At 72.5% G+C, this 17,202-nt stretch carries 20 protein-coding genes and 1 pseudogene; 12 read left to right on the top strand and 9 right to left on the bottom strand.

Annotated elements, in window-relative coordinates:
* Window positions 1–104: 104 nt before the first annotated feature.
* Genes ACQP00_RS29425 through ACQP00_RS29410 form a run of 4 tightly spaced genes read left to right on the top strand, consistent with a single transcriptional unit; the run spans window position 105 to window position 2,811 of the window.
* A complete protein-coding gene (locus ACQP00_RS29425; RefSeq protein WP_433200801.1) occupies window positions 105–1,529 on the top strand; it encodes an FGGY-family carbohydrate kinase in 1,425 nt (474 codons plus the stop codon).
* A gap of 53 nt (window positions 1,530–1,582) precedes the next feature.
* On the top strand, window positions 1,583–2,020 hold the full coding sequence (locus ACQP00_RS29420; protein WP_433200798.1) for an SRPBCC family protein: 438 nt from the start codon (window positions 1,583–1,585) through the stop codon (window positions 2,018–2,020).
* Window positions 2,021–2,032: 12 nt separating this feature from the next.
* Window positions 2,033–2,380, top strand: coding sequence for an ArsR/SmtB family transcription factor (locus tag ACQP00_RS29415; protein ID WP_433200795.1), 348 nt, complete (start codon window positions 2,033–2,035; stop codon window positions 2,378–2,380).
* Window positions 2,377–2,811: an SRPBCC family protein gene (locus ACQP00_RS29410; protein ID WP_433200792.1), complete on the top strand. Its 435-nt coding sequence runs from the start codon at window positions 2,377–2,379 to the stop codon at window positions 2,809–2,811. Before ACQP00_RS29415 ends, ACQP00_RS29410 begins: the two co-directional genes overlap by 4 nt.
* Before the next feature lie 38 nt (window positions 2,812–2,849).
* Here the strand turns inward: ACQP00_RS29410 and ACQP00_RS29405 are convergent, their stop codons facing one another.
* The 3 genes from ACQP00_RS29405 to ACQP00_RS29395 form a co-directional block, all read right to left on the bottom strand.
* Window positions 2,850–3,980, bottom strand: coding sequence for an RCC1 domain-containing protein (locus ACQP00_RS29405; protein ID WP_433200789.1), 1,131 nt, complete (start codon window positions 3,978–3,980; stop codon window positions 2,850–2,852).
* Between the two features lie 135 nt (window positions 3,981–4,115).
* Entirely contained in the window at window positions 4,116–4,829 is a 714-nt protein-coding gene (locus tag ACQP00_RS29400; RefSeq protein ID WP_433200786.1) for a VOC family protein, read from the bottom strand.
* Between the two features lie 50 nt (window positions 4,830–4,879).
* Window positions 4,880–5,461: a TetR/AcrR family transcriptional regulator gene (locus tag ACQP00_RS29395; RefSeq protein ID WP_433200783.1), complete on the bottom strand. Its 582-nt coding sequence runs from the start codon at window positions 5,459–5,461 to the stop codon at window positions 4,880–4,882.
* A gap of 80 nt (window positions 5,462–5,541) precedes the next feature.
* On the opposite strand from ACQP00_RS29395, the gene ACQP00_RS29390 reads away from it, so the two are divergent.
* The 3 genes and pseudogenes from ACQP00_RS29390 to ACQP00_RS29380 all read left to right on the top strand — a co-directional run.
* Complete coding sequence (locus ACQP00_RS29390; protein WP_433200780.1) at window positions 5,542–6,192, top strand: hypothetical protein; 651 nt, start codon at window positions 5,542–5,544, stop codon at window positions 6,190–6,192.
* A 59-nt stretch (window positions 6,193–6,251) separates the two neighbouring features.
* On the top strand, window positions 6,252–6,797 hold the full coding sequence (locus tag ACQP00_RS29385) for a DUF3592 domain-containing protein (protein ID WP_433200777.1): 546 nt from the start codon (window positions 6,252–6,254) through the stop codon (window positions 6,795–6,797).
* A 122-nt stretch (window positions 6,798–6,919) separates the two neighbouring features.
* Window positions 6,920–7,297: pseudogene (locus tag ACQP00_RS29380) on the top strand (hypothetical protein); the annotation flags it as partial.
* A 114-nt stretch (window positions 7,298–7,411) separates the two neighbouring features.
* Here the strand turns inward: ACQP00_RS29380 and ACQP00_RS29375 are convergent.
* From ACQP00_RS29375 to ACQP00_RS29365, 3 genes are all read right to left on the bottom strand, one after another.
* On the bottom strand, window positions 7,412–8,638 hold the full coding sequence (locus ACQP00_RS29375; protein WP_433200774.1) for an MFS transporter: 1,227 nt from the start codon (window positions 8,636–8,638) through the stop codon (window positions 7,412–7,414).
* On the bottom strand, window positions 8,635–9,201 hold the full coding sequence (locus ACQP00_RS29370; protein WP_433200771.1) for a PadR family transcriptional regulator: 567 nt from the start codon (window positions 9,199–9,201) through the stop codon (window positions 8,635–8,637). Before ACQP00_RS29370 ends, ACQP00_RS29375 begins: the two co-directional genes overlap by 4 nt.
* A 127-nt stretch (window positions 9,202–9,328) precedes the next feature.
* Complete coding sequence (locus ACQP00_RS29365; protein ID WP_433224368.1) at window positions 9,329–10,213, bottom strand: hypothetical protein; 885 nt, start codon at window positions 10,211–10,213, stop codon at window positions 9,329–9,331.
* On the opposite strand from ACQP00_RS29365, the gene ACQP00_RS29360 reads away from it, so the two are divergent.
* On the top strand, window positions 10,094–10,396 hold the full coding sequence (locus ACQP00_RS29360; RefSeq protein WP_433200768.1) for an Lrp/AsnC ligand binding domain-containing protein: 303 nt from the start codon (window positions 10,094–10,096) through the stop codon (window positions 10,394–10,396). The two genes, ACQP00_RS29365 and ACQP00_RS29360, sit on opposite strands and share 120 nt — an antisense overlap.
* Here ACQP00_RS29360 and ACQP00_RS29355 read toward each other — a convergent pair.
* Window positions 10,329–12,335: an amino acid transporter gene (locus ACQP00_RS29355; RefSeq protein ID WP_433200765.1), complete on the bottom strand. Its 2,007-nt coding sequence runs from the start codon at window positions 12,333–12,335 to the stop codon at window positions 10,329–10,331. The two genes, ACQP00_RS29360 and ACQP00_RS29355, sit on opposite strands and share 68 nt — an antisense overlap.
* Window positions 12,336–12,422: 87 nt before the next feature.
* Between ACQP00_RS29355 and ACQP00_RS29350 the strand changes: the two genes are divergently transcribed.
* The 3 genes from ACQP00_RS29350 (at window position 12,423) to ACQP00_RS29340 (ending at window position 14,903) form a co-directional block, all read left to right on the top strand.
* Window positions 12,423–13,469, top strand: a complete 1,047-nt coding sequence (locus ACQP00_RS29350) for a magnesium transporter CorA family protein (protein WP_433200762.1) — start codon at window positions 12,423–12,425, stop codon at window positions 13,467–13,469.
* Window positions 13,470–13,499: 30 nt separating this feature from the next.
* The gene (locus ACQP00_RS29345) at window positions 13,500–14,114 is read left to right on the top strand and encodes a hypothetical protein (protein ID WP_433200759.1); all 615 of its coding nucleotides are present in this window, start codon (window positions 13,500–13,502) and stop codon (window positions 14,112–14,114) included.
* A gap of 96 nt (window positions 14,115–14,210) precedes the next feature.
* A complete protein-coding gene (locus tag ACQP00_RS29340; RefSeq protein WP_433200756.1) occupies window positions 14,211–14,903 on the top strand; it encodes a DUF6193 family natural product biosynthesis protein in 693 nt (230 codons plus the stop codon).
* A 96-nt stretch (window positions 14,904–14,999) separates the two neighbouring features.
* Here the strand turns inward: ACQP00_RS29340 and ACQP00_RS29335 are convergent, their stop codons facing one another.
* Both ACQP00_RS29335 and ACQP00_RS29330 read right to left on the bottom strand, forming a co-directional pair.
* The gene (locus ACQP00_RS29335; protein WP_433200753.1) at window positions 15,000–15,236 is read right to left on the bottom strand and encodes a hypothetical protein; all 237 of its coding nucleotides are present in this window, start codon (window positions 15,234–15,236) and stop codon (window positions 15,000–15,002) included.
* Window positions 15,233–15,583, bottom strand: a complete 351-nt coding sequence (locus tag ACQP00_RS29330; protein WP_433200750.1) for a hypothetical protein — start codon at window positions 15,581–15,583, stop codon at window positions 15,233–15,235. Before ACQP00_RS29330 ends, ACQP00_RS29335 begins: the two co-directional genes overlap by 4 nt.
* Window positions 15,584–15,708: 125 nt before the next feature.
* Between ACQP00_RS29330 and ACQP00_RS29325 the strand changes: the two genes are divergently transcribed.
* Window positions 15,709–17,112 (top strand): B12-binding domain-containing radical SAM protein, encoded by a 1,404-nt coding sequence (locus ACQP00_RS29325; protein WP_433200747.1) that lies wholly within the window; start codon window positions 15,709–15,711, stop codon window positions 17,110–17,112.
* Window positions 17,113–17,202 lie beyond the last annotated feature (90 nt).

Here is a 17,202-nt window from a genome sequence, read left to right as displayed (position 1 = left end):
ACCCCATCCCCGGTTCACGGCCCCCACGGCGCCGTCCCATCCCTTGACAACCCGCTGCTGAGGCAGGTTAGGTAATGCTCCTAACTAACTGTCGAGGAGGGCCGGTGCCACTCGTCGCCGGGGTCGACTCCTCGACCCAGTCGTGCAAGGTCGTGATCCGCGACGCCGAAACCGGAGCGCTGGTGCGCGAGGGCCGGGCGCCGCACCCGGTCGGGACCGCCGTGCCGCCGGCCGCGTGGGAGGCCGCCCTCGCCGCGGCGGTCGAACGGGCCGGCGGCCTGGACGACGTGGCGGCGGCGTCGGTGGCCGGGCAGATGCAGGGCATGGTGTGCCTCGACGTGGACGGCGGCGTGGTCCGCGATGCCGTGCTGTGGAACGACACCCGCTCCGCCGGTGCGGCCCGTGACCTCATCGCCGACCTCGGCGGTGGCGAGGCCGGGCGGCGGGCGTGGGCCGAGGCCGTCGGCCTGGTACCGGTGGCCAGCTTCACCGTCACCAAACTGCGCTGGCTGGCCTCGGCGGAGCCGGACCACGCCGCTCGTACCGCCGCGGTGTGCCTGCCGCACGACTGGCTGACCTGGCGGCTGGCCGGAGCCCCGGGGCTGGAAGCGCTGCGGACGGATCGCAGCGAGGCCAGCGGGACGGGCTACTGGTCGGCGGCCACCGGACGGTACCGGCGCGATCTGGTGGGTTTGGCGTTCGGCCGCGATGACGTGCTGCTGCCGGAGGTGCTCGGCCCGACCGGCCGGGCCGGGCAGTTGCGCAGCGGGGCGCCGTTGGGGGCCGGCGGGGGCGACTGCGCGGCGGCGGCACTGGGGGCCGGTGCCGAGCCGGGCGACGTGGTGGTGTCGATCGGCACGTCGGGCATCGTGTCCACGGTGGCCGATGCGCCGGTTGCCGACCCGGGCGGGATCGTCGCCGGGTACGCCGACCTGACCGGCCGGTTCCTGCCCCTCGTCTGCACGCTCAACGCGGCCCGCGTGCTCGACGCCGCCGCGGCCATGCTGCGCGTCGACCATGCGGAACTGTCCGCGCTGGCGTTGTCCGCGCCGGCCGGTGCGGACGGGCTGGTGCTGGTGCCGTACCTGGAGGGCGAGCGCACCCCGGACCGTCCACATGCGACCGGAGCCGTGCACGGCCTGACCCTGCGCACCTCGACGCCCGCGCATGTCGCCCGTGCGGCCGTGGAGGGGATGCTGTGCGCGCTGGCCGATGGGCTCGACGCGATGGTCGCGCTGGGTACGGCGGTCAACCGGATCATCCTGGTCGGCGGCGGGGCCCGCTCGGCGGCGGTGCGGCGGATCGCGCCCAGCGTGTTCGGCCGGCCGGTGCTCGTGCCGCCGCTGGGGGAGCACGTCGCCGACGGCGCCGCGCGGCAGGCGGCCTGGGTGGTGTCGGGCGGCCCGCGGCCACCCGCGTGGGACGCCGGGCCGGTTGCGCGGCACGAAGCGGATGCCGTACCGGCGATCCGGGAACGGTATGCGGCCGCCCGCGCCCACACCCTTGACGCCGCCGGCCGCGCTGGCTAACTTCACAAGCATCATCTTGTACAAGAGAATGCTTGTGGAATTTGGAGGCTCTGATGGACGACTACTCGCGGGTCCTCGACCTGCCCATCGAACCCGCTCGGGCGTCGGCGCTGTTCACGTCCGCGGACGGGGTCAGCCGGTGGTGGGGGCCGACCGAGGGCGACGGCGCGGCGGGCGGCACGCTCGTGACGAGCTTCGGCCCGTACGGCGTCAACGCCATGCGGGTCCTGGAGTCCGGGCCGTCCCGGGTGGTCTGGGAGTCCATCGCCGTCGATGGGACGGAGCCGACCGGGCACACCCTGGAGTGGCTGGGCACGACGATGCAGTTCGACATCGCGCCCAGCGGCACCGGGACGCAAGTGCAGTTCCGCCACGCCGGGCTGACCCCGCAGATGCAGTGCTGGCAGGACTGCGTCGTCGCCTGGGACCAGTTCATGGACAGCATCCGCGCGTACGCCGAGACCGGCGCGGGCACCCCGTTCCGGGTCTGAGATCCTGAGCCGGTGGCCGTGCAAGGCAAAGAGCATGCCCCGGATGCGGTACTGCGCGCGCTCGCCGACCCGCACCGCCGGCAGATCCTGCGCCTGGTGCAGCACACGGAGCTCGCCGCCGGGCAGATCGCGGCGGCGTTCCCGCTCACGCAACAGGCGGTGAGCCAGCACATCGGCGTCCTCAAACAGGCCGGGCTGCTGCACGAGCGCCGGGAGGGGGTGCGCCGCCTGTACACCATGCGCCACGAAGCGCTCGAACCGGTCCGCCGCGTGATGAGCGAGTTCTGGCCCGACGCCCTCGGCCGGCTCAAACAGGCCGTCGAGTCCGCCCACCCCCAGCCACCGCAGAGGGAACCGTGACCGCCGAGCTCCACGGCGACGCCATCGTCGCGACCGTCCGCATCCAGGCGCCGCCGCACGTGGTCTTCCCGTACTTCACCGACCCCGCGCTCATCGTGCAGTGGATCGGCGAGCAGGCCGACCTCGACCCGCGCCCGGGCGGCCGGTTCTTCCTCGACTTCGGCACGATCGCGGCCGACGGGGCGTACCGCGTCGTCGAACCGCCGCACCGGGTCGTGTTCAGCTGGGGCATCCCCGGCAGCGACACACTGCCGCCGGGCGGCTCGACGGTCGAGGTGGTGCTGACCGCGGACGGCGCGGACACGGTGGTGGTGCTCACCCACCGGGACCTGCCCGAGAAGCACCTCGACGACCACCGCGCGGGCTGGGAGGAGCAGCTCGGACGCCTGGCCGCCGCCGGCGACCGGCGCCAGGGCGCGCCACCCGCCTGAGTTTCCGCGCCGGGTTGGTCGCCCCGGCCGGTGCGGGGTCAGGAGGCGACGAGCGCTGGGCTCGCCGCGTCCTTGGCGGCGCCGAGGCCGAGCATCTCGCCCGCGCCCCAGCAGTACAGGTGCGTGTTGCGGATGCCGCAGGTGTGGCTGAACCCGGCGGACAGGCCGGTCCAGGGGCCGTCGAACACCGCCGCGGGTGTCGTCCGGGTGGCCAGGTCGCCGACGCCGAGGGCGGGGTCGCCGAGGCCCCAGCAGTAGCGGACGCCGGCGGCCTGGCCGCAGGCGTGCCGGCCGCCGGTCGCCATCGCGATGCGGGTCCAGCTGGTGCGGCTGCTCACCATGACGGGGGTGAGCCGGTCGGTGGTCGTGGCGTCGCCGGTGCCGAGCTGGAACCAGGAGTTGTCGCCCCAGCACCACAGGGTGCCGTCGGTGCGGATGCCGCAGCCCGTCGGGTAGCCGTTGGTAATGGTCCGCCACGCCGGTTCGCCGAGCCAGCGCCGGGGTGCGGTGCGGCCGGTCGTGTCGCCGATGCCGAGCTGGCCGGTGTCGTTGGCGCCCCAGCAGTACCGGATGCCGTCGGTTTTGAGCGCGCAGGCCATGCGCTCGGCGGTGGACACCATCGCCCAGTTCGCCTGCGAGCCGACCTGCGCGGGCCGGATGCGGCCGGTGGTGTCGCCGACGCCGAGCTGCCCGTCGGTGTTGCGGCCCCAGCACCACAGCGTCGCATCGGTACGGATGCCGCAGGTGGCGTTCGTCGTGGCGGACACCGACAGCCACGCGGCCTCGCCGATGAGCCGGCGTGGTGCGTCGCGGTCGGTGGTGTCGCCGACGCCGAGCTGCCCGTCGGCGTTGCGGCCCCAGCAGTAGCGGGTGCCGTCGGTCTTGAGTGCGCAGGTGTGGTCCAGTCCGGTGTCGACCGACGCCCAGGCGGCCCCGCTGACCTGCGTGGGCACCCGCCGGTCGGCGGTGTCGCCGACGCCCAGCTGCCCGTTGCCGTTGCTGCCCCAGCACCACAGCGTGGCGTCGGACCGTACCGCGCAGGTGTGGGCGCTGCCGGCGGACACCTGCGTCCAGCCGGTCACCGCCGCCGCGGCCGGTGCCCCGGGTGCGACCGCCAGCCCGGCCGTCACGGCCAGTGCCACCAACCCGTGCCGCCACGAACTGCGCATGAGTGCTCCTCCGCATCCGCGGCCCGCCGCCGGCTCGCGAGCCGAGGATGCGCAACCGGATCCGGCCCCGTCAACGACGCTCGCCCCGTGCGCGGCCGACCTGGCGGCCGCGATGAAAGTTCCGCCGCCCGCGGGTCAGGGCAGCGCGGCGGCGAGTTCGGCGGCATTGTCGAACGCGGACGCCGCCCGTTCGGCTTCGTCGTGGGAGAGCGTGACGGACCGGGCGCGGGCCAGCATCGCGGCCGCGGTCGTGGGATCGTGCAGTACCAGCGCGAGTTCGGCGCGGTACACCAGCACCTCGACCTGCTCGACCGGGTCGTCGCCGTCCTGCGGGCGGGCCAGTGCGCTGTCGAGAATCCGGACGGCCTGCCCGGCGCTGCCCCGGGAATCGGCCTGCACGACCGCGTTCGCCAGGGCCTTGCCGAGCCGCCCGGCCGGCGGGGCGGCAGGCGCGGCGGCGGCGTGCCGGAAGACGCGGATCCAGTTGCCGCCAGGGTCGATGACGCTGAACCCGCCCACCCCGTCGGCGTTCTTGCGGGCCCGCGGCCGGGTCATCCGCGGCGTTCCGGACACCAGCACCTTGCCGTACGCGGCGCGCATGCCGTCCGCGAACGCCCGGTGCAGCCCCTCGATGTCCGCGGTGAGCACGAGACAGGAGCCGTAGGACTGCTCCGGATCGAACCCGGGGATCTCGAAGAACTGCAACTGCAGATCCTCCCGTTGTACCCCGACACACGCGTTGGGCTTGCGCTGCTTGTACGTGGTGCGGAACCCGAGGACTCCGTAGAACGCCTCGATGTCGTCGATGGACGCGCAGGGCAGCAGGGGAACGGTCACCTCGTTGGCCATGCCTCCTTCCTAGGCGTCGCGGGGTACCCGTCGCACATGGAAATGGCCGTTCAGCGCCCCCGGCTGTCCGATCGGCGGAGCCCGTCGAGCACGAGGGTGATGACGTCGCCGGTCTCGGCGCGCCACCCCGGCCGGTCGTGGGCCGCGCCGATGCCGTGCAGCGCCATCATCACGGCCCCGGCCCCCACGTCGGCGCGCACGGTGCCGTCCCGCACGGCCGCGGCCACCGGGTCGGTGACGGCCTGCTCCAGCGCCTGGCTGCCCTCGGCGAGGACCCCGGAGCGGCCGGCCATGAGCGTGGCGAGGGTCCGGGCCAGTCCCTTGTGGACATCCATGTGCTCGACCATGCCCCGCAGGAAGGCCGCCAGCGCCTCGGCCGCCGGCAGCGTGGCCCGGAGTTCGCGGGCGCGGTCGCACAGCGCGGCGACCTCCCCGTGGTACACCGCCTCGGCCAGCGCTTCTCTGGTGGGGAAGTGGCGGTACAGCGTGCCGGTGCCCACCCCGGCCAGCCGCGCGAAGTCGTCGAAGCGCAGCTCGAAGAACTCGCCGGCGTCGAACACCTCCCGGGCGGTGGCGAGCAGCGCCTCCCGGTTGCGCCGGACATCGGCCCGCATCGGCTTGTCGGCGGTCATGCGCCTCCTCGTGTTGACAAATGGAGATGACCTCCATATCTACTGCAAAGTGGAGACGACCTCCAAATCGATCGGCCACCGTGCTGGTGTTCGGCAACATCTGGACCGAGCCGCTGGCCGCGATCGGCGCGCTGCCCGTCGAGCAGGTCGCCTGGGGCTTCCCTCAGGGCGGCGGCGGTTTCGGCACGGACGGCGTCCTGCGGGGCGGGCTCCTGCCGTCCGTCCTCTTCGGCACCCTCGGCCGGCCCCCGACCGACCGGGAACGGGCGGTGCGCCAGGTGTTTCGCGAGGCCGGGCTGCGCATTAAGGAACAGTCCGACTTTCGCGGCTGGCTGTGGGTCCATTTTGTATCGGACGCCGGCCTGTTCTCGCAGGGCCTGCGTGTCGGTTCGCTGTCCAAACCCGCCGGGGCGCCGCGCGACTTCCGTGAGGCGCTGCTGGCCGGGCGCGAGCTGCTGCCGCTGCTGGAGGCGCGGGGCGTCGACCTGCGCCGGCACCGAGGTGGTGTGCTGCTGTTCCGGGCGCCCAGCTGGCTGATGGCGCCCGTGCTCGCCTGGCTGACCGCGCACGTCGCCCCGCTGCGCGTGAACTTCGAGGCGCACTCCGACCCTGACGCCGAGGAGCCGCCTGTGGTCTGCCGCGACACCCTCGCGGAGGCCCGGCGGCTGGGCATCGCGGCACCACGACTGGAGGCGGCGGAACCGACCTTCGCCCGCGTGGGGGAGCGTTGAGCCGGCGGCTACGGCGCTTCCTCGGTTACCTCCACGTCGGGCAAGGTTCACGCCAGGGGGTGGCGCTCGGGTTGCTGATCGTCGGTGCTGCCGTGGTCGTACTCGGGATCGTCGCCGCCGTCGACTGGTATACCGCTCCCGGCCGCCTGGTGCGGGAGGGAGTTGCCGTTCCGGCCGTCGTCGAGCAGGTCAGCACCTGGGGTGGTGCCCGGACCGGCGGGGCGTGGATCCGGATCCGGTACGAGGTCGGCGGTGTCACCCATCGCGTCGGGCTCGGCTCCATCGCCGATGACGCCGGTGTCACGCAGGGCGACACCATCACGGTGTACGTGGACCGTGGCGATCCCGAACGGGTCGTCACCGGGACCGGCCTCGTCAGCAACTACCGAAGCGGTTTGCTGCGGCCCTTGCTGGTGACCGCGGGCGCCGTGACGATGGGCATCGCCGGGCCGCGCGTGCGCCGGCGGGCGTCCCTTGTCGCTGTGCCCGCCGCGGCTGACGGTCGTCACGGCCGGGCGCGCCGCCGTCGACCTCGACCTCGCCACCTGAGAGGAGCTCAGCCGCTCGACCGACTTCCCGCCGGAGCAGCGATGACGAAGCCGTGATCGAGGACCGTACTGCGCTGATCGGCCGCCAGGACGCCGCGCGAACCGTCGGGGCGCTGGTCAGGCGGGTCCAGGCCGGGCACGGCGGGGCGGTCCTCGTGCGGGGCGACGCCGGGATCGGCATGTCGGCGGTCCTGGCCTGGGCCACCCGGCAGGCGGCCGCCGCCGGGCTGCGCGTGCTGACCACGACCGGAGTCGAGTCCGAGGCGCAGGTCGCGTTCGCCGGGCTGCACCAGCTGCTCGGGCCGGTGCTGGGGGAGGTCGACCCGCTGCCCGAGCCGCTCCTGGCCGCCTTCGGCCGGGCAGGGAAGTCGCCTCCGACCCGGCGCTGCTCGCCCTGGCCACGCTCGACCTGGTCGGGGAGCTCGCCGCCGACCGGCCGGTGCTGCTCGTCGTCGAGGACGTGCACTGGCTCGACCGGGCCAGCGCAGATCGCGCAACTGGCCGCGGAAGGGCTGACCAACCGCGTGATCGGGCAGCGGCTGTACGTGTCGCACCGGACCATGAGCACGCACCTGCAACGGATTTTCCCCAAACTCGGCGTCGGCACCCGGGCGGCGCTGCGCGGAGCGCTGGACCCCTCGCCGTATGGCTCGCGGGCAGCCGGCTCGCGGTCACGTACAGCGATCAAGGTTCGCTGTCGACGACCCACTCGGTGCGGGCAATCGAGGCTTAGCGAGGGCGGTCAGGCCGGTGAGTGCGGCCGCCGCGGCGACCACCGCGATGACCGGCGTGGGACCGGCACCCGCTGCGGCGAGGGCCATGGCCGCGGCGCCGACGCCCGCGAAGCCGCTCATCGTCATCGCGGTCAGCCCGCCGATCGCGCCGCGCACGTCGTCGGTGACGAGCTGCTGCAGCCGGGTCATGGTGTGCACCTGGGCCGCGCTGACGGCGATCGAGCCGAGCGTGAGCAAGACAAAGGCCACCGGCAACCACGGCGCCACCGGTACCGCGGCAAGGGCCACAGCAGCCGCCGCCACACACCACGCGATGGTCCGCCCGGGTGTCACCGGTGCGCGGCCGCGAGCCAGCACCAGCCCGGCGGCGATGGCGGCGAGACCGGGGGCCGCGCGCAGCAGACCGTACCCGAGCGAGCCGCCGTGCCACAGGGTCGTGTCGAGCACCGGCAGGAGCGTCTCGACGCCGATGACCAGAGCGCCGCTGGTGAGCAGGATGGCCTGCAGGGCGAGCAGCACCCGGTGCCGGGCCGCGAAGCGCAGACCGTCGCCGAGGCGCGGCAACGCGTGGCGCTCCCGGCCGGGACTGGGCATGCCCCGGAACATGGCCAGCGCGACGAGACAGCTCACGGCGTTGACGGCGAACACCCAGGACGGCTGACCGGCTGCGAGCAGCAGACCGCCGACCGCCGGGCCGACGAGCGCGGAGGCGCTGTACACCGTCGAGGACAGCGACTGCGCGCTGTGCAGCACCTCGGCCGGGACGACGGTGGCGATGAGCGCGCCGCGGGCCGGAATGTCGACGGCCAGGCGGGCGGCTTCGAGGGCGGCCGTGGCGTACAACAGCAGCGGTGTCAACGTCCCGGTCGTGGCGGTGACGGCGAGCCCGGCCGCCAGGCCCGCCTCGGCGGCCATGGTCCAGCGCAGCAGGCGGGCCCGGTCGACCCGGTCCGCGAGGGGACCGGTCAACAGCGGCAGGAGCATCATCGGTACCGAAAAACAGAGCCCTTCCATGCCAAGTGCCGCCGCCGACCCGGTCAGCGCGAAGAGCACCCAGACCTTCGCGACGTTGCTCATCTGCGTGCCGACGGCGGAGACGATCCCGCCGACCCACAGCCGCACGAACAGCGGGTGCCGCAGCGCCGGCCAGCCGGTCGCGGTCATGCGCGCGCCTCGTCGGCCCGGGCCAGGATCGCGTCCCACTCGTCGTGCCACGCCAGTTCGGCGCGCACCCGCAGCTCGGCCCGGCGGAACGCGGCCGTTTGCAGCGGGGAGATTTCCGGCCGCAGGTACCCTTCGCGCTCCCCGCGCTCCCGCTCCTCGAGCAGCCGCGCGAGTTCCTGCTCGGCGGCTCGGCGATGGCGCAGGACCAGATCGCGGAGCACCTCCCGCCCGACCGACCCGGCGAAGATCAGTCCAGCCGCCATCGGGTCCCCGGCGTCGTGCAGCGTGGCCATCGCCCGTTCGCGCAGCGTGTCGAGCTCGCCCCGGCCGGCGTCGGTGATCTGGTAGACGGTCCGCTCCGGGCGGCGGTCGACGCGCTCGACGCGGACCGCTTCGATCAGCGCCTCGTCGGCGAGCTTGCGCAGTTCGCGGTGCAGCGAGCCGGCGCCGACCCCGGCCCAATCGTCGGCCTTGGTCACCTGCACGGCCCGGCGCAGCTGATGGCCGTGCTGGGCGCCGCGCTCGACGAGCAGACCAAGAATCACGAGGCGCGTTAGATTCATGAAGCTAGTGTATTGAATCTATCTGGCTGCGCAACCCGGCCGTACTGCGCAGGTCAATGCACGACGGTCCCTCGCCGGTCGGGCCGCATCCCGTCCGGGCCCGCTCGCACACCCGCCGGCCCGCCGGTCAGCGGATCCGGACGAGGTGCTCAAGGTCCTGATTCAGCCTCCGGGTCAGGCGGCGGCGAGCCCTGGCCAGCTCGGGCGGTGGCACGACGATCACCGGGCATCGGGCGGCGCCCAAGCAGCGGCGGACCACCCAGCTCGGCCAGCGGCGCCGCCAGCCGCCGCGCCCGCCGACGATCAGCAGGTCACTCTCGTCGCCGGCCGCATCGAAAGTCTCGACGATGTAGCGGCGGGCCTCGGTGCGCGGTTCGTGCCGCCAGGCGTCGACCGCCGGTCCGTGCCAGTGTGCAGGCAGTGCCCAGGTGCGGATCGCGTGCAGTGGCGCCCCGCGCTGCTGCGCCTCCTGCACGGCGTACCGCGGGGCGGCGAGGCCCGCCAGGGACTGGGAGACACCGACGACCACGCGGCGTTCGCGCTCGAGCACAACCGTCACGTAGACGCAGCCAACCCCGCGTGCGGCGTCAAGAAAGCGGTGCCGAGCGTAGGGATTCCAGAAACGCAGGGGGGCGCGGTAGGGCACGATGCCGACCGTGCCACCGGCGCCGCCCGCTGCCTGCCGGCCTGCGGCCTGACGAAATCCGTACGCCGTCACGTGTAGCAATGCGTCAATGACCCTGTCCCGGCCGCGGCGGCGGTGCCACCGTTGGCGGCATGCCTCACCGAGGTCTTTTCGGCGCCGCGACCGGCGCTGCCGCCGCACGCAGGCGCCGATGTCCGGCACCGGTGACGTCCAGGCGGCCGTTCTGGTGCGCGCCGCCGACCGGGCGTGGCGCGGCTGCACCGGCTGCTGCGCCGCAGCCCGGCCGTCGGCACCGCATGGCTGCTGGCGGGCGACGCCGACCTGCTGGTGCTCGTGTCGTGCCGCGACCTGACCGGCCTGCAGCAACTGCTCGCCCGGCTGCGCGGGGAGGGCGGCGGGCCGGCGCCCGGTGAAAGCCCGGCGGGATCCGGTCGGCGACGGCGACCGGATCCACCTCGGTGCGTGGACCGTCGGGCGGCGTTCAGCCGGCGTGCACGTGCGGCCGGCGGGCGCGCTTGGGCTCGGCCTGGCGCAGGATCTCCCGGGTGACCGGCGCCACCTCGCCCTGGCCGAACGCCAGGTACCGCAGGAAATTCAGGGCCGGGTTACCCTCGGTCCACTCGAAGTAGATGTGCGGCCGCCGGCCGGTGCGGTCGCGGATGTGCAGCAGCAGCGCGGCCAGGGCGTTGGGGACCGAGGAGCTCTCCATGACCAGGACCCGGTACCGCTCGTGCCGGACCTCGCCCCGCACCCGCAGCGCCTCCTCGAACTCCGACGGGTCGGTGACCTCGACCTCGACGAAGATGACGTCGCGGCCGTCCGGGATGTCGTTGTCCTCGGTGATCTGGGCGAGCTTGGCCCGGTACTCCCCGGCGTCGCGGCGATCAGGCTCGTTGGCGATCAGCCGGATGCCGCGCCGGGCGCATTCGTTGACGAACCGCTCGGCGGCCGCGTCGGTGTCCACGTGCGTCACCCGCAGTTCGAAGGCGCGGTACAGCCGCGACAGCAGCGACACCGTGATGATGGCGCCGATGAAGCAGGCGGCGATCTTCACGCCGTCGGGCCGCTCGACCACGTTGGCCACGGTCGTGTACGCGAACACCGCCGTGATGGCCGCGAACCCGGCGGTCTTGCCGTGCTCGCGGCGACGGCGCGCCGACAGGGTCACCGCGACCGCCGCCGAGGTGATGAGCACCAGCACACCCGTGGCGTAGGCGCCACCCTGCGCGTCGACGTCGGCGTCGAACAGCACGGTGATGAGAAACGCCGTGGCGGTGAACACCAGCACCAGCGGGCGCACCGCGCGGGCCCACGTCGGAGCCATCCCGTAGCGCGGCAGGTAACGCGGCACCAGGTTGAGCAGGCCGGCCAGGGCCGACGCGCCGGCGAACCACAGGATGGCGATGGTGGCGATGTCGTAGACCGTGCCGAACGCACCGCCGAGGTTCTGGTGGGCCAGGAACGCCAGGGCCCGGCCGTTGGCGGCGCCGCCCGGCTCGAACTGGTCCGCCGGGATGAGCACGGTGGTGACGATGCTGCTGGTGATCAGGAAGACGCTCATGATCACGGCAGCTGTGGTGAGCAGCCGGCGGGCGCCCCGGATGCGTCCGGCCGGCCGGGACTCGGTGTCGTCGCGGTCGCCCTTGACGTGCGGCATGACGGCCACGCCGGTCTCGAAGCCGGACAGGCCCAGCGCCAGCTTGGGGAATACGAGCAGCGCGATACCGATCATCATGAGCGGATCGCCGTGCTGGGTGGTCAGGGCGCTGGTCCAGTCACCGACAGCCGCCGGGTGGCTGATCACCCGCCACAGCCCGTCGCCGACGACGACGGCGTTGAGCAGCAGGTAGATCCCGACCAGGCCGACGGCGATGCCGATCGCCTCGGTGAAGCCCTTGAGGAACACCGCACCGAGCAGCCCGACCAGCACGAGGGTGACGATGACCTCGTGGCCCTTGAGGCTCTCCGGCCAGAACGGGTTCTCGTTGATGTGCGCGGTGGCGTCGGCCGCGGACAGGGTGATGGTGATGATGAAGTCGGTGGCCGCGAAGCCGAGCAGCACCAGCACGAAGAGTTTGCCCTGCCAGTATGACAGCAGCCGCACGAGCATGGCGATCGAGCCCTCGCCGTGCGGGCTGTCGCGGGCCACCCGCAGGTACACCGGCAGTGCCCCGAGCAGCGTGACGAGTACCAGCACGGCGGTCGCGACCGGCGAGAGCACCCCGGCCGCCAGGGCGGCGATCCCGGGCTGGTATCCCAGGGTGGAGAAGTAGTCGACGCCGGTCAGGCACATCACCTTCCACCAGGAGTGCGCCTTGTGCTCGGCCGGCCGGGCGTGCGGCCCGGCGTGCTGCAGCGACTGCTCCGACAGTCCGGAGAGCAACCATCGGCGCACCGGCCGGCTCCTGGTGCGTTCCGGTCCGGTGGTCGTCGGGGCGCTCAACCGGGCTCCTCTCGGGTCCGCGATACGTCTCCTCAATTCAGCCATGCGGTACTGCGGGCGCGTGGTGCTGGAGGCGTTAAGAACGCGTCAAGAAGTGCCTGGCCGGCGGGCGTCGGGCGGCAGGCTGATCAGGTGAACGTCTACCTGGTCACCCGAGCCGGCCTCGAGCGGCACGACGCCGCTGCCGTCGCCGCACTGCGGCACCGCTCCGACGGCTTCGTGTGGGTCGACGTCCCCGCCGGTGACCCGGACACCGAGCACCTGCTGGCCACGCTCTTCGGCTTCCATCCCCTCGCGGTCAAGGACGCGCTGGAACGCAACCGCCTGCCGAAGATGCACGCGTACCCGGACTGCGTGCTGGTGATCCTGCACGGACCCGAACCCGGCGCCCGTGGACATGTGCACTACCTCGAGCTCGATCAGTTCATCGGCCACGACTACCTGATCACCGTGCACGGCCCGGTCAACCCGGCGGTGGACCCGGCCTCCGCCGAACGCGAGACCGTGGCCGTGCTCAACCGTCTCGAATCGGGCCGGCTCACCGTCGAGTCCCCGCTGGAGCTCTCGCACGCCATCGTCACCGCCCTGACCCGTACCCTGGAGGAGTACCTCGAGCAGGCAACGGCGGACGTGTGGCGGCTGGAGCAGCAGGTCACCGGCGGGCACGTCGGCCACCCCGAGCAGTTCCTGGAGGAGCTGTTCCGGGTCCGGCACGGCCTGCTCGCGGTCCGCACGATGGCGGCCCTCAGCGGCGCGATCTACGGCCGGCTGGCCGCGCTGGACGGCCTGCCCGACGGGCACACCCCGCTCGTGTCCGACAACGCGGACCAGTTCGCGCGAGTACGGCGTCTTGCCGACGGCGAACGCGAGTACCTGCAGGGCGTCATCGAGTTCTACCACGGCCTGCTCACCCTGCGGGCGACCACCGCCGCCGCCCGGCAGAGCGAGGAGGTGCAGCGGCTGACCGAGGCCAGTTACGCCCAGAGCGAGGAGGTCAAGAAAATCTCGTCATGGGCGGCGATCTTCTTCGCCCCGTCGCTGGTGGCCGCGGTGTACGGGATGAACTTCGACCACATGCCGGAGCTGCACTGGCTGCTGGGCTACCCGTTCGCGCTGGCCTTGATGGTCGCCTCGGGCGTCGGGTTGCACCGTGTGTTCAAGAAGCGCAGGTGGCTCTGAGCCTTGCTGCCGTTCGTTAGGCTCCCGGATGTGCGCAAAGCTGGTTGGTCGCTGACGGCGTTGGTGGCCGTGGTGGTCGTCGCGGGTGCGACCACGGCCGTGCTCATGCACCGCCACCAGCACCGCCTGGACACCCCGCCCTACCTGCTGCAGGCGGGCGACATCCCAGCGCCGGTGCGCTCGGTCTCACTCAGCGCCGACAGCAGCGGCGACCTCGACTACGGCATGTGCGGCCTGCAGAGCGGCCTGGGCCAGATGAACGTCTCGCCGGCCGGCACCCGGCATGCCGTGTTCACCCTCGACGACGGTGTGCGCGTGTACAGCGCGGTGTGGCCGACGGGCCAGGGCGTCAACCTGCTGGACCTCGCCCTCGACCCGGACACGGTGCGGCAGTGCTCGGGCGGCAACGAGCGGCAGACCCTGTCGTCCGGCCTGCCGGAAGGGGCTCGGGGCTTCGAGTCGGTCGGGCTGGCCGACGCCACCGCCGGCACCGCGTTCAACTTCCACATCGCCGTCGCCTTCGCCCGGGTCAACGACAACTGGGTCGTGGTCAACATTGCCCAGCCCGATCGAGGACCACTGCCGATCCCCATCGCGGCGCTCATCGCCCCTGCCGTCCGGCACGCGCAGACGTACCGCGGCTGAGCATGCTCGCAGCCACCGGCGTGCCCCGGCGCTGCCATGACGTCTTCGCCCGTCATTCGATCGGAGTTGAGGTTGAGGGAAGCGCCGGACCCGGCCGTGCTGTACCCGGACGTGGCCGCACAGGGCAGCCTTGCCGCCGCGCTCCGGACCGCGGCGGCCGAGCAAGGCCTGTCCCTCAGCATGATCGCCACCCCGTCCGACCCGGTGCGCCATGCGACCCTGCCCAGCGTGCTCCCGCATCGCGAAGCGCTGTTCGTGTCGGCCTGGAAGTTCGAGCGCAGATGGTGGGTTTCCGGCTCGGCGAACAACGGGATCCTGATCAGCGGGACCACGCCTGACCTGCGTCAGCTTCCCAGGGTGCTGCTGGGCTGGGCGGAGGGAGCCAGTCTCGACGAGATTGCCCGGGCGGCACCGTTCGACGTCCTGACCGGTCGTCTCGAGGTGCCGGACGGCAATGCCGCCGCCGTCGTCGCCGCGGAGTGGCAGTACCTGCTCAAGGACGCCCGGCAGGCGGACTGGCCCGAGTATTCGGCCCTCGTCGAAGCTGCCTACGCCGAGCCGAAGCTGCGCGTGCTCTATCCGTTCACCGACCACTGGGATCTGAGCTTCTCCGCCACCCCGTGGCCGTTCACGCCGCGCTTTGTGACGCTAGTGACTTCTCAGGACGGTGCCTACGCCGTCACGGAATGGCGGAGCGGCGCAGCCATCGCGCAGGTGAGTACCGCCGCCGAGGCCGTCGCCATCGCCGTTGACCTCTGGGAAGGCCGGCCCGCACAGGGCATCGGCTGAGCGACGGAACTGGGTCGCGACCCGTCAAACCGCTGCGGCGGGACTGGGAACGGGTCAAGGACGACGTGATGCGCCGCGCGGTGGCGGCAAAGTCCGCTAACCCTCGCTGTTGAGCATGTCGTACAGCGAGGCGGGGGCCTCGATGACGTCGGCGGCGGCCGGGGCGGTGGCGGTGACCGGCTGGCCGAAGCCGGCGAGCGTCACGGTCGTGGCCGAGGCGGCGTTGTCGGCGTAGGCGGGGACGCTGACGCTCACCTGCGTGAGGTGGCCGATCTCGTCGACCATGGCGGTGAACGGCACCGCCTTCGCGGCGTCGCCGAGGGCCTTGATCATGTCGGCGTCGTCGAGCTGACCCCAGGCCTTCTTGGTGAGATCGAGGGGACTGGCTGGCCCAGCCCGCGATCCAGGCGGTCGCGCTCGCGGCGGCGACCCAGCGCCACCCGTACTTCACGTTCCGGTTCCTGCTCGCCGACCCGGTCGCCACCATCGCCGGCGGCCGCGAGGCCCACCTGGCCCGCGCCGCCGCCCAGGCTCTGTCCACGTACGTCTACATCACGCTCACCGGCGACTGGTGCAGCGAGGCGACCGGCGACCGCGGCGCCGACGAGCACGCGCTGGCCCTCGAGGCGTACTTCGACGCGGCCGACCCCGGCACGCTCCTGGCGCGCGTGCGCTGTCATGCCTGAGGCGACAACACGGTACTGAGACAGGCGTTGACGCCGCACCCCGCCATGGCCAGCATGATGACGACGGAAGGGCTCAGTCCAGACGCCGTATGCGCCCCGATGTTGATCGAGGAGGGGACATGCACGTTCATCTCATCACCGCGGAAGACCCGCTCACGCTGCAGGCCCGGGACCGCGAGCTCATCCGCTTCCCGCAGCTGACCATGCCGCTGCTCGCCGCGCTCACGCCCGGGAGCTGGACGGTGACGCACACCGACGAAATCACGCACACAGCCGACCCCGGACAGCGCTGCGACCTGGTGGGTATCACCGCTGCCACGCCGGGTGCGCCGCACGCGTACGAGCTGGCCGATGCGTTCCGGGCGAACGGCGTCACGGTGGCGATGGGCGGTCCGCACGCCACGCTCATGCCGCTCGAAGTCGCCGAGTTCGCCGACATCGTCGTGGTCGGCGAGGCCGAGACGGTGTGGCCGCGGGTCCTGCACGACATCGAGCGGGAGACTCGGTACACCGTCGGCCGGCACACCATCGACGAGGGTACCGGTGCGAATGTCGAAGTCCTGCCCAACGGCGCCAGGATCTACCGGTGTCCGCAGCCGGCCAGCCTCGCCGGTCTGCCGTGGGCCCGGCGGGATCTGATCCGCCACGGCGGCTGGAACAAGCGGTGGGCGACCAGCGGGGCGATCATCGCCACGCGCGGCTGCCCGCACCGGTGCGACTACTGCACCATCCCGGTGCTCTACCCCGACGCCCGCCAGATGCGGTTCCGGCCGGTCGAGGAAGTGGCGGCAGAGGTCGCCGCCATCCCCGACAAGGGCATCGTCTTCTGGGACGACAACATCGGCGCCAATCCGCGGTACGCCAAAGCGCTCTTCCGCGCGCTGGCACCGCTCAACAAGTGGTGGACCAGCCAGACGACCATGGCCTCGGTCAGGGACGACGAGTTCCTGCGCCTCGCCGCCGAGAGCGGGTGCAAAGCGCTCTTCCTCGGCCTCGAGAGCGTCAGCCAGGAGAGCCTCGCCGGTGCGGACAAGGCCCACAACCGGGTCAGCGAGTACCAGCAGCTGCTGAAGCGGTTCCATGTGCACGGCATCGCGGTCCAGGCGGGCATCATGTTCGGGTTCGACAACGACACCAAGGACATCTTCGCCCGTACCGTGGACGTCATGGGCGAGATCGGCCTGGACAACGCGACGATCAGCCTGATGGTGCCCTACCCCGGCACCCCCGCCTACACCCGGCTGCAGGCCGAGGGCCGGATCGTCGACCGCGACTGGCGGCACTACAACGGCAAGACACACGTCGTGCACCGGCCGCTGCTCATGTCGCCCGACGAGCTGCTCGCCGGCTACGAGTGGGCCAAGACCCAGTTCTACGGTCCCCGGCACATCGTCAAGCGCCTGCTCAAGAGCCGGACGGGGCTGTGGTGGAACATCCCGCGCAACGTCGGCTACATGCGCGGCCTCACGGGCGAGGTCCGATCACGCGCGGCAATGCACCAGAGCGTGCCGGCGGCGCAATAGCAGGTACAAGCCGGCATTGACCGCTCCCTCGCCGGCGCACCAGGCGCGGGTGAGGCGGCGGGCCGGACGCGCGCACGCTGCTACCGTGAC

Origin of the sequence: Dactylosporangium sp. CS-047395 (genome assembly GCF_050942185.1) — a bacterium.
Classification (GTDB): domain Bacteria; phylum Actinomycetota; class Actinomycetes; order Mycobacteriales; family Micromonosporaceae; genus Dactylosporangium.
The sequence above is the reverse complement of the archived record's forward strand: the minus strand, read 5'-3'. Positions and strand labels throughout refer to the sequence as shown.

Bases quoted from the DNA above. Each gene is read 5' to 3' on its own strand.
- ACQP00_RS29400 (WP_433200786.1), bottom strand. From the start codon at position 4,829: ATGGCCAACGAGGTGACCGTTCCCCTGCTGCCCTGCGCGTCCATCGAC.
- ACQP00_RS29420 (WP_433200798.1), top strand. From the start codon at position 1,583: ATGGACGACTACTCGCGGGTCCTCGACCTGCCCATCGAACCCGCTCGG.
- ACQP00_RS29395 (WP_433200783.1), bottom strand. From the start codon at position 5,461: ATGACCGCCGACAAGCCGATGCGGGCCGATGTCCGGCGCAACCGGGAG.
- ACQP00_RS29325 (WP_433200747.1), top strand. From the start codon at position 15,709: ATGCACGTTCATCTCATCACCGCGGAAGACCCGCTCACGCTGCAGGCC.
- ACQP00_RS29355 (WP_433200765.1), bottom strand. From the start codon at position 12,335: ATGGCTGAATTGAGGAGACGTATCGCGGACCCGAGAGGAGCCCGGTTG.
- ACQP00_RS29335 (WP_433200753.1), bottom strand. From the start codon at position 15,236: ATGATCAAGGCCCTCGGCGACGCCGCGAAGGCGGTGCCGTTCACCGCC.
- ACQP00_RS29330 (WP_433200750.1), bottom strand. From the start codon at position 15,583: ATGACAGCGCACGCGCGCCAGGAGCGTGCCGGGGTCGGCCGCGTCGAA.
- ACQP00_RS29405 (WP_433200789.1), bottom strand. From the start codon at position 3,980: ATGCGCAGTTCGTGGCGGCACGGGTTGGTGGCACTGGCCGTGACGGCC.
- ACQP00_RS29370 (WP_433200771.1), bottom strand. From the start codon at position 9,201: ATGAATCTAACGCGCCTCGTGATTCTTGGTCTGCTCGTCGAGCGCGGC.
- ACQP00_RS29375 (WP_433200774.1), bottom strand. From the start codon at position 8,638: ATGACCGCGACCGGCTGGCCGGCGCTGCGGCACCCGCTGTTCGTGCGG.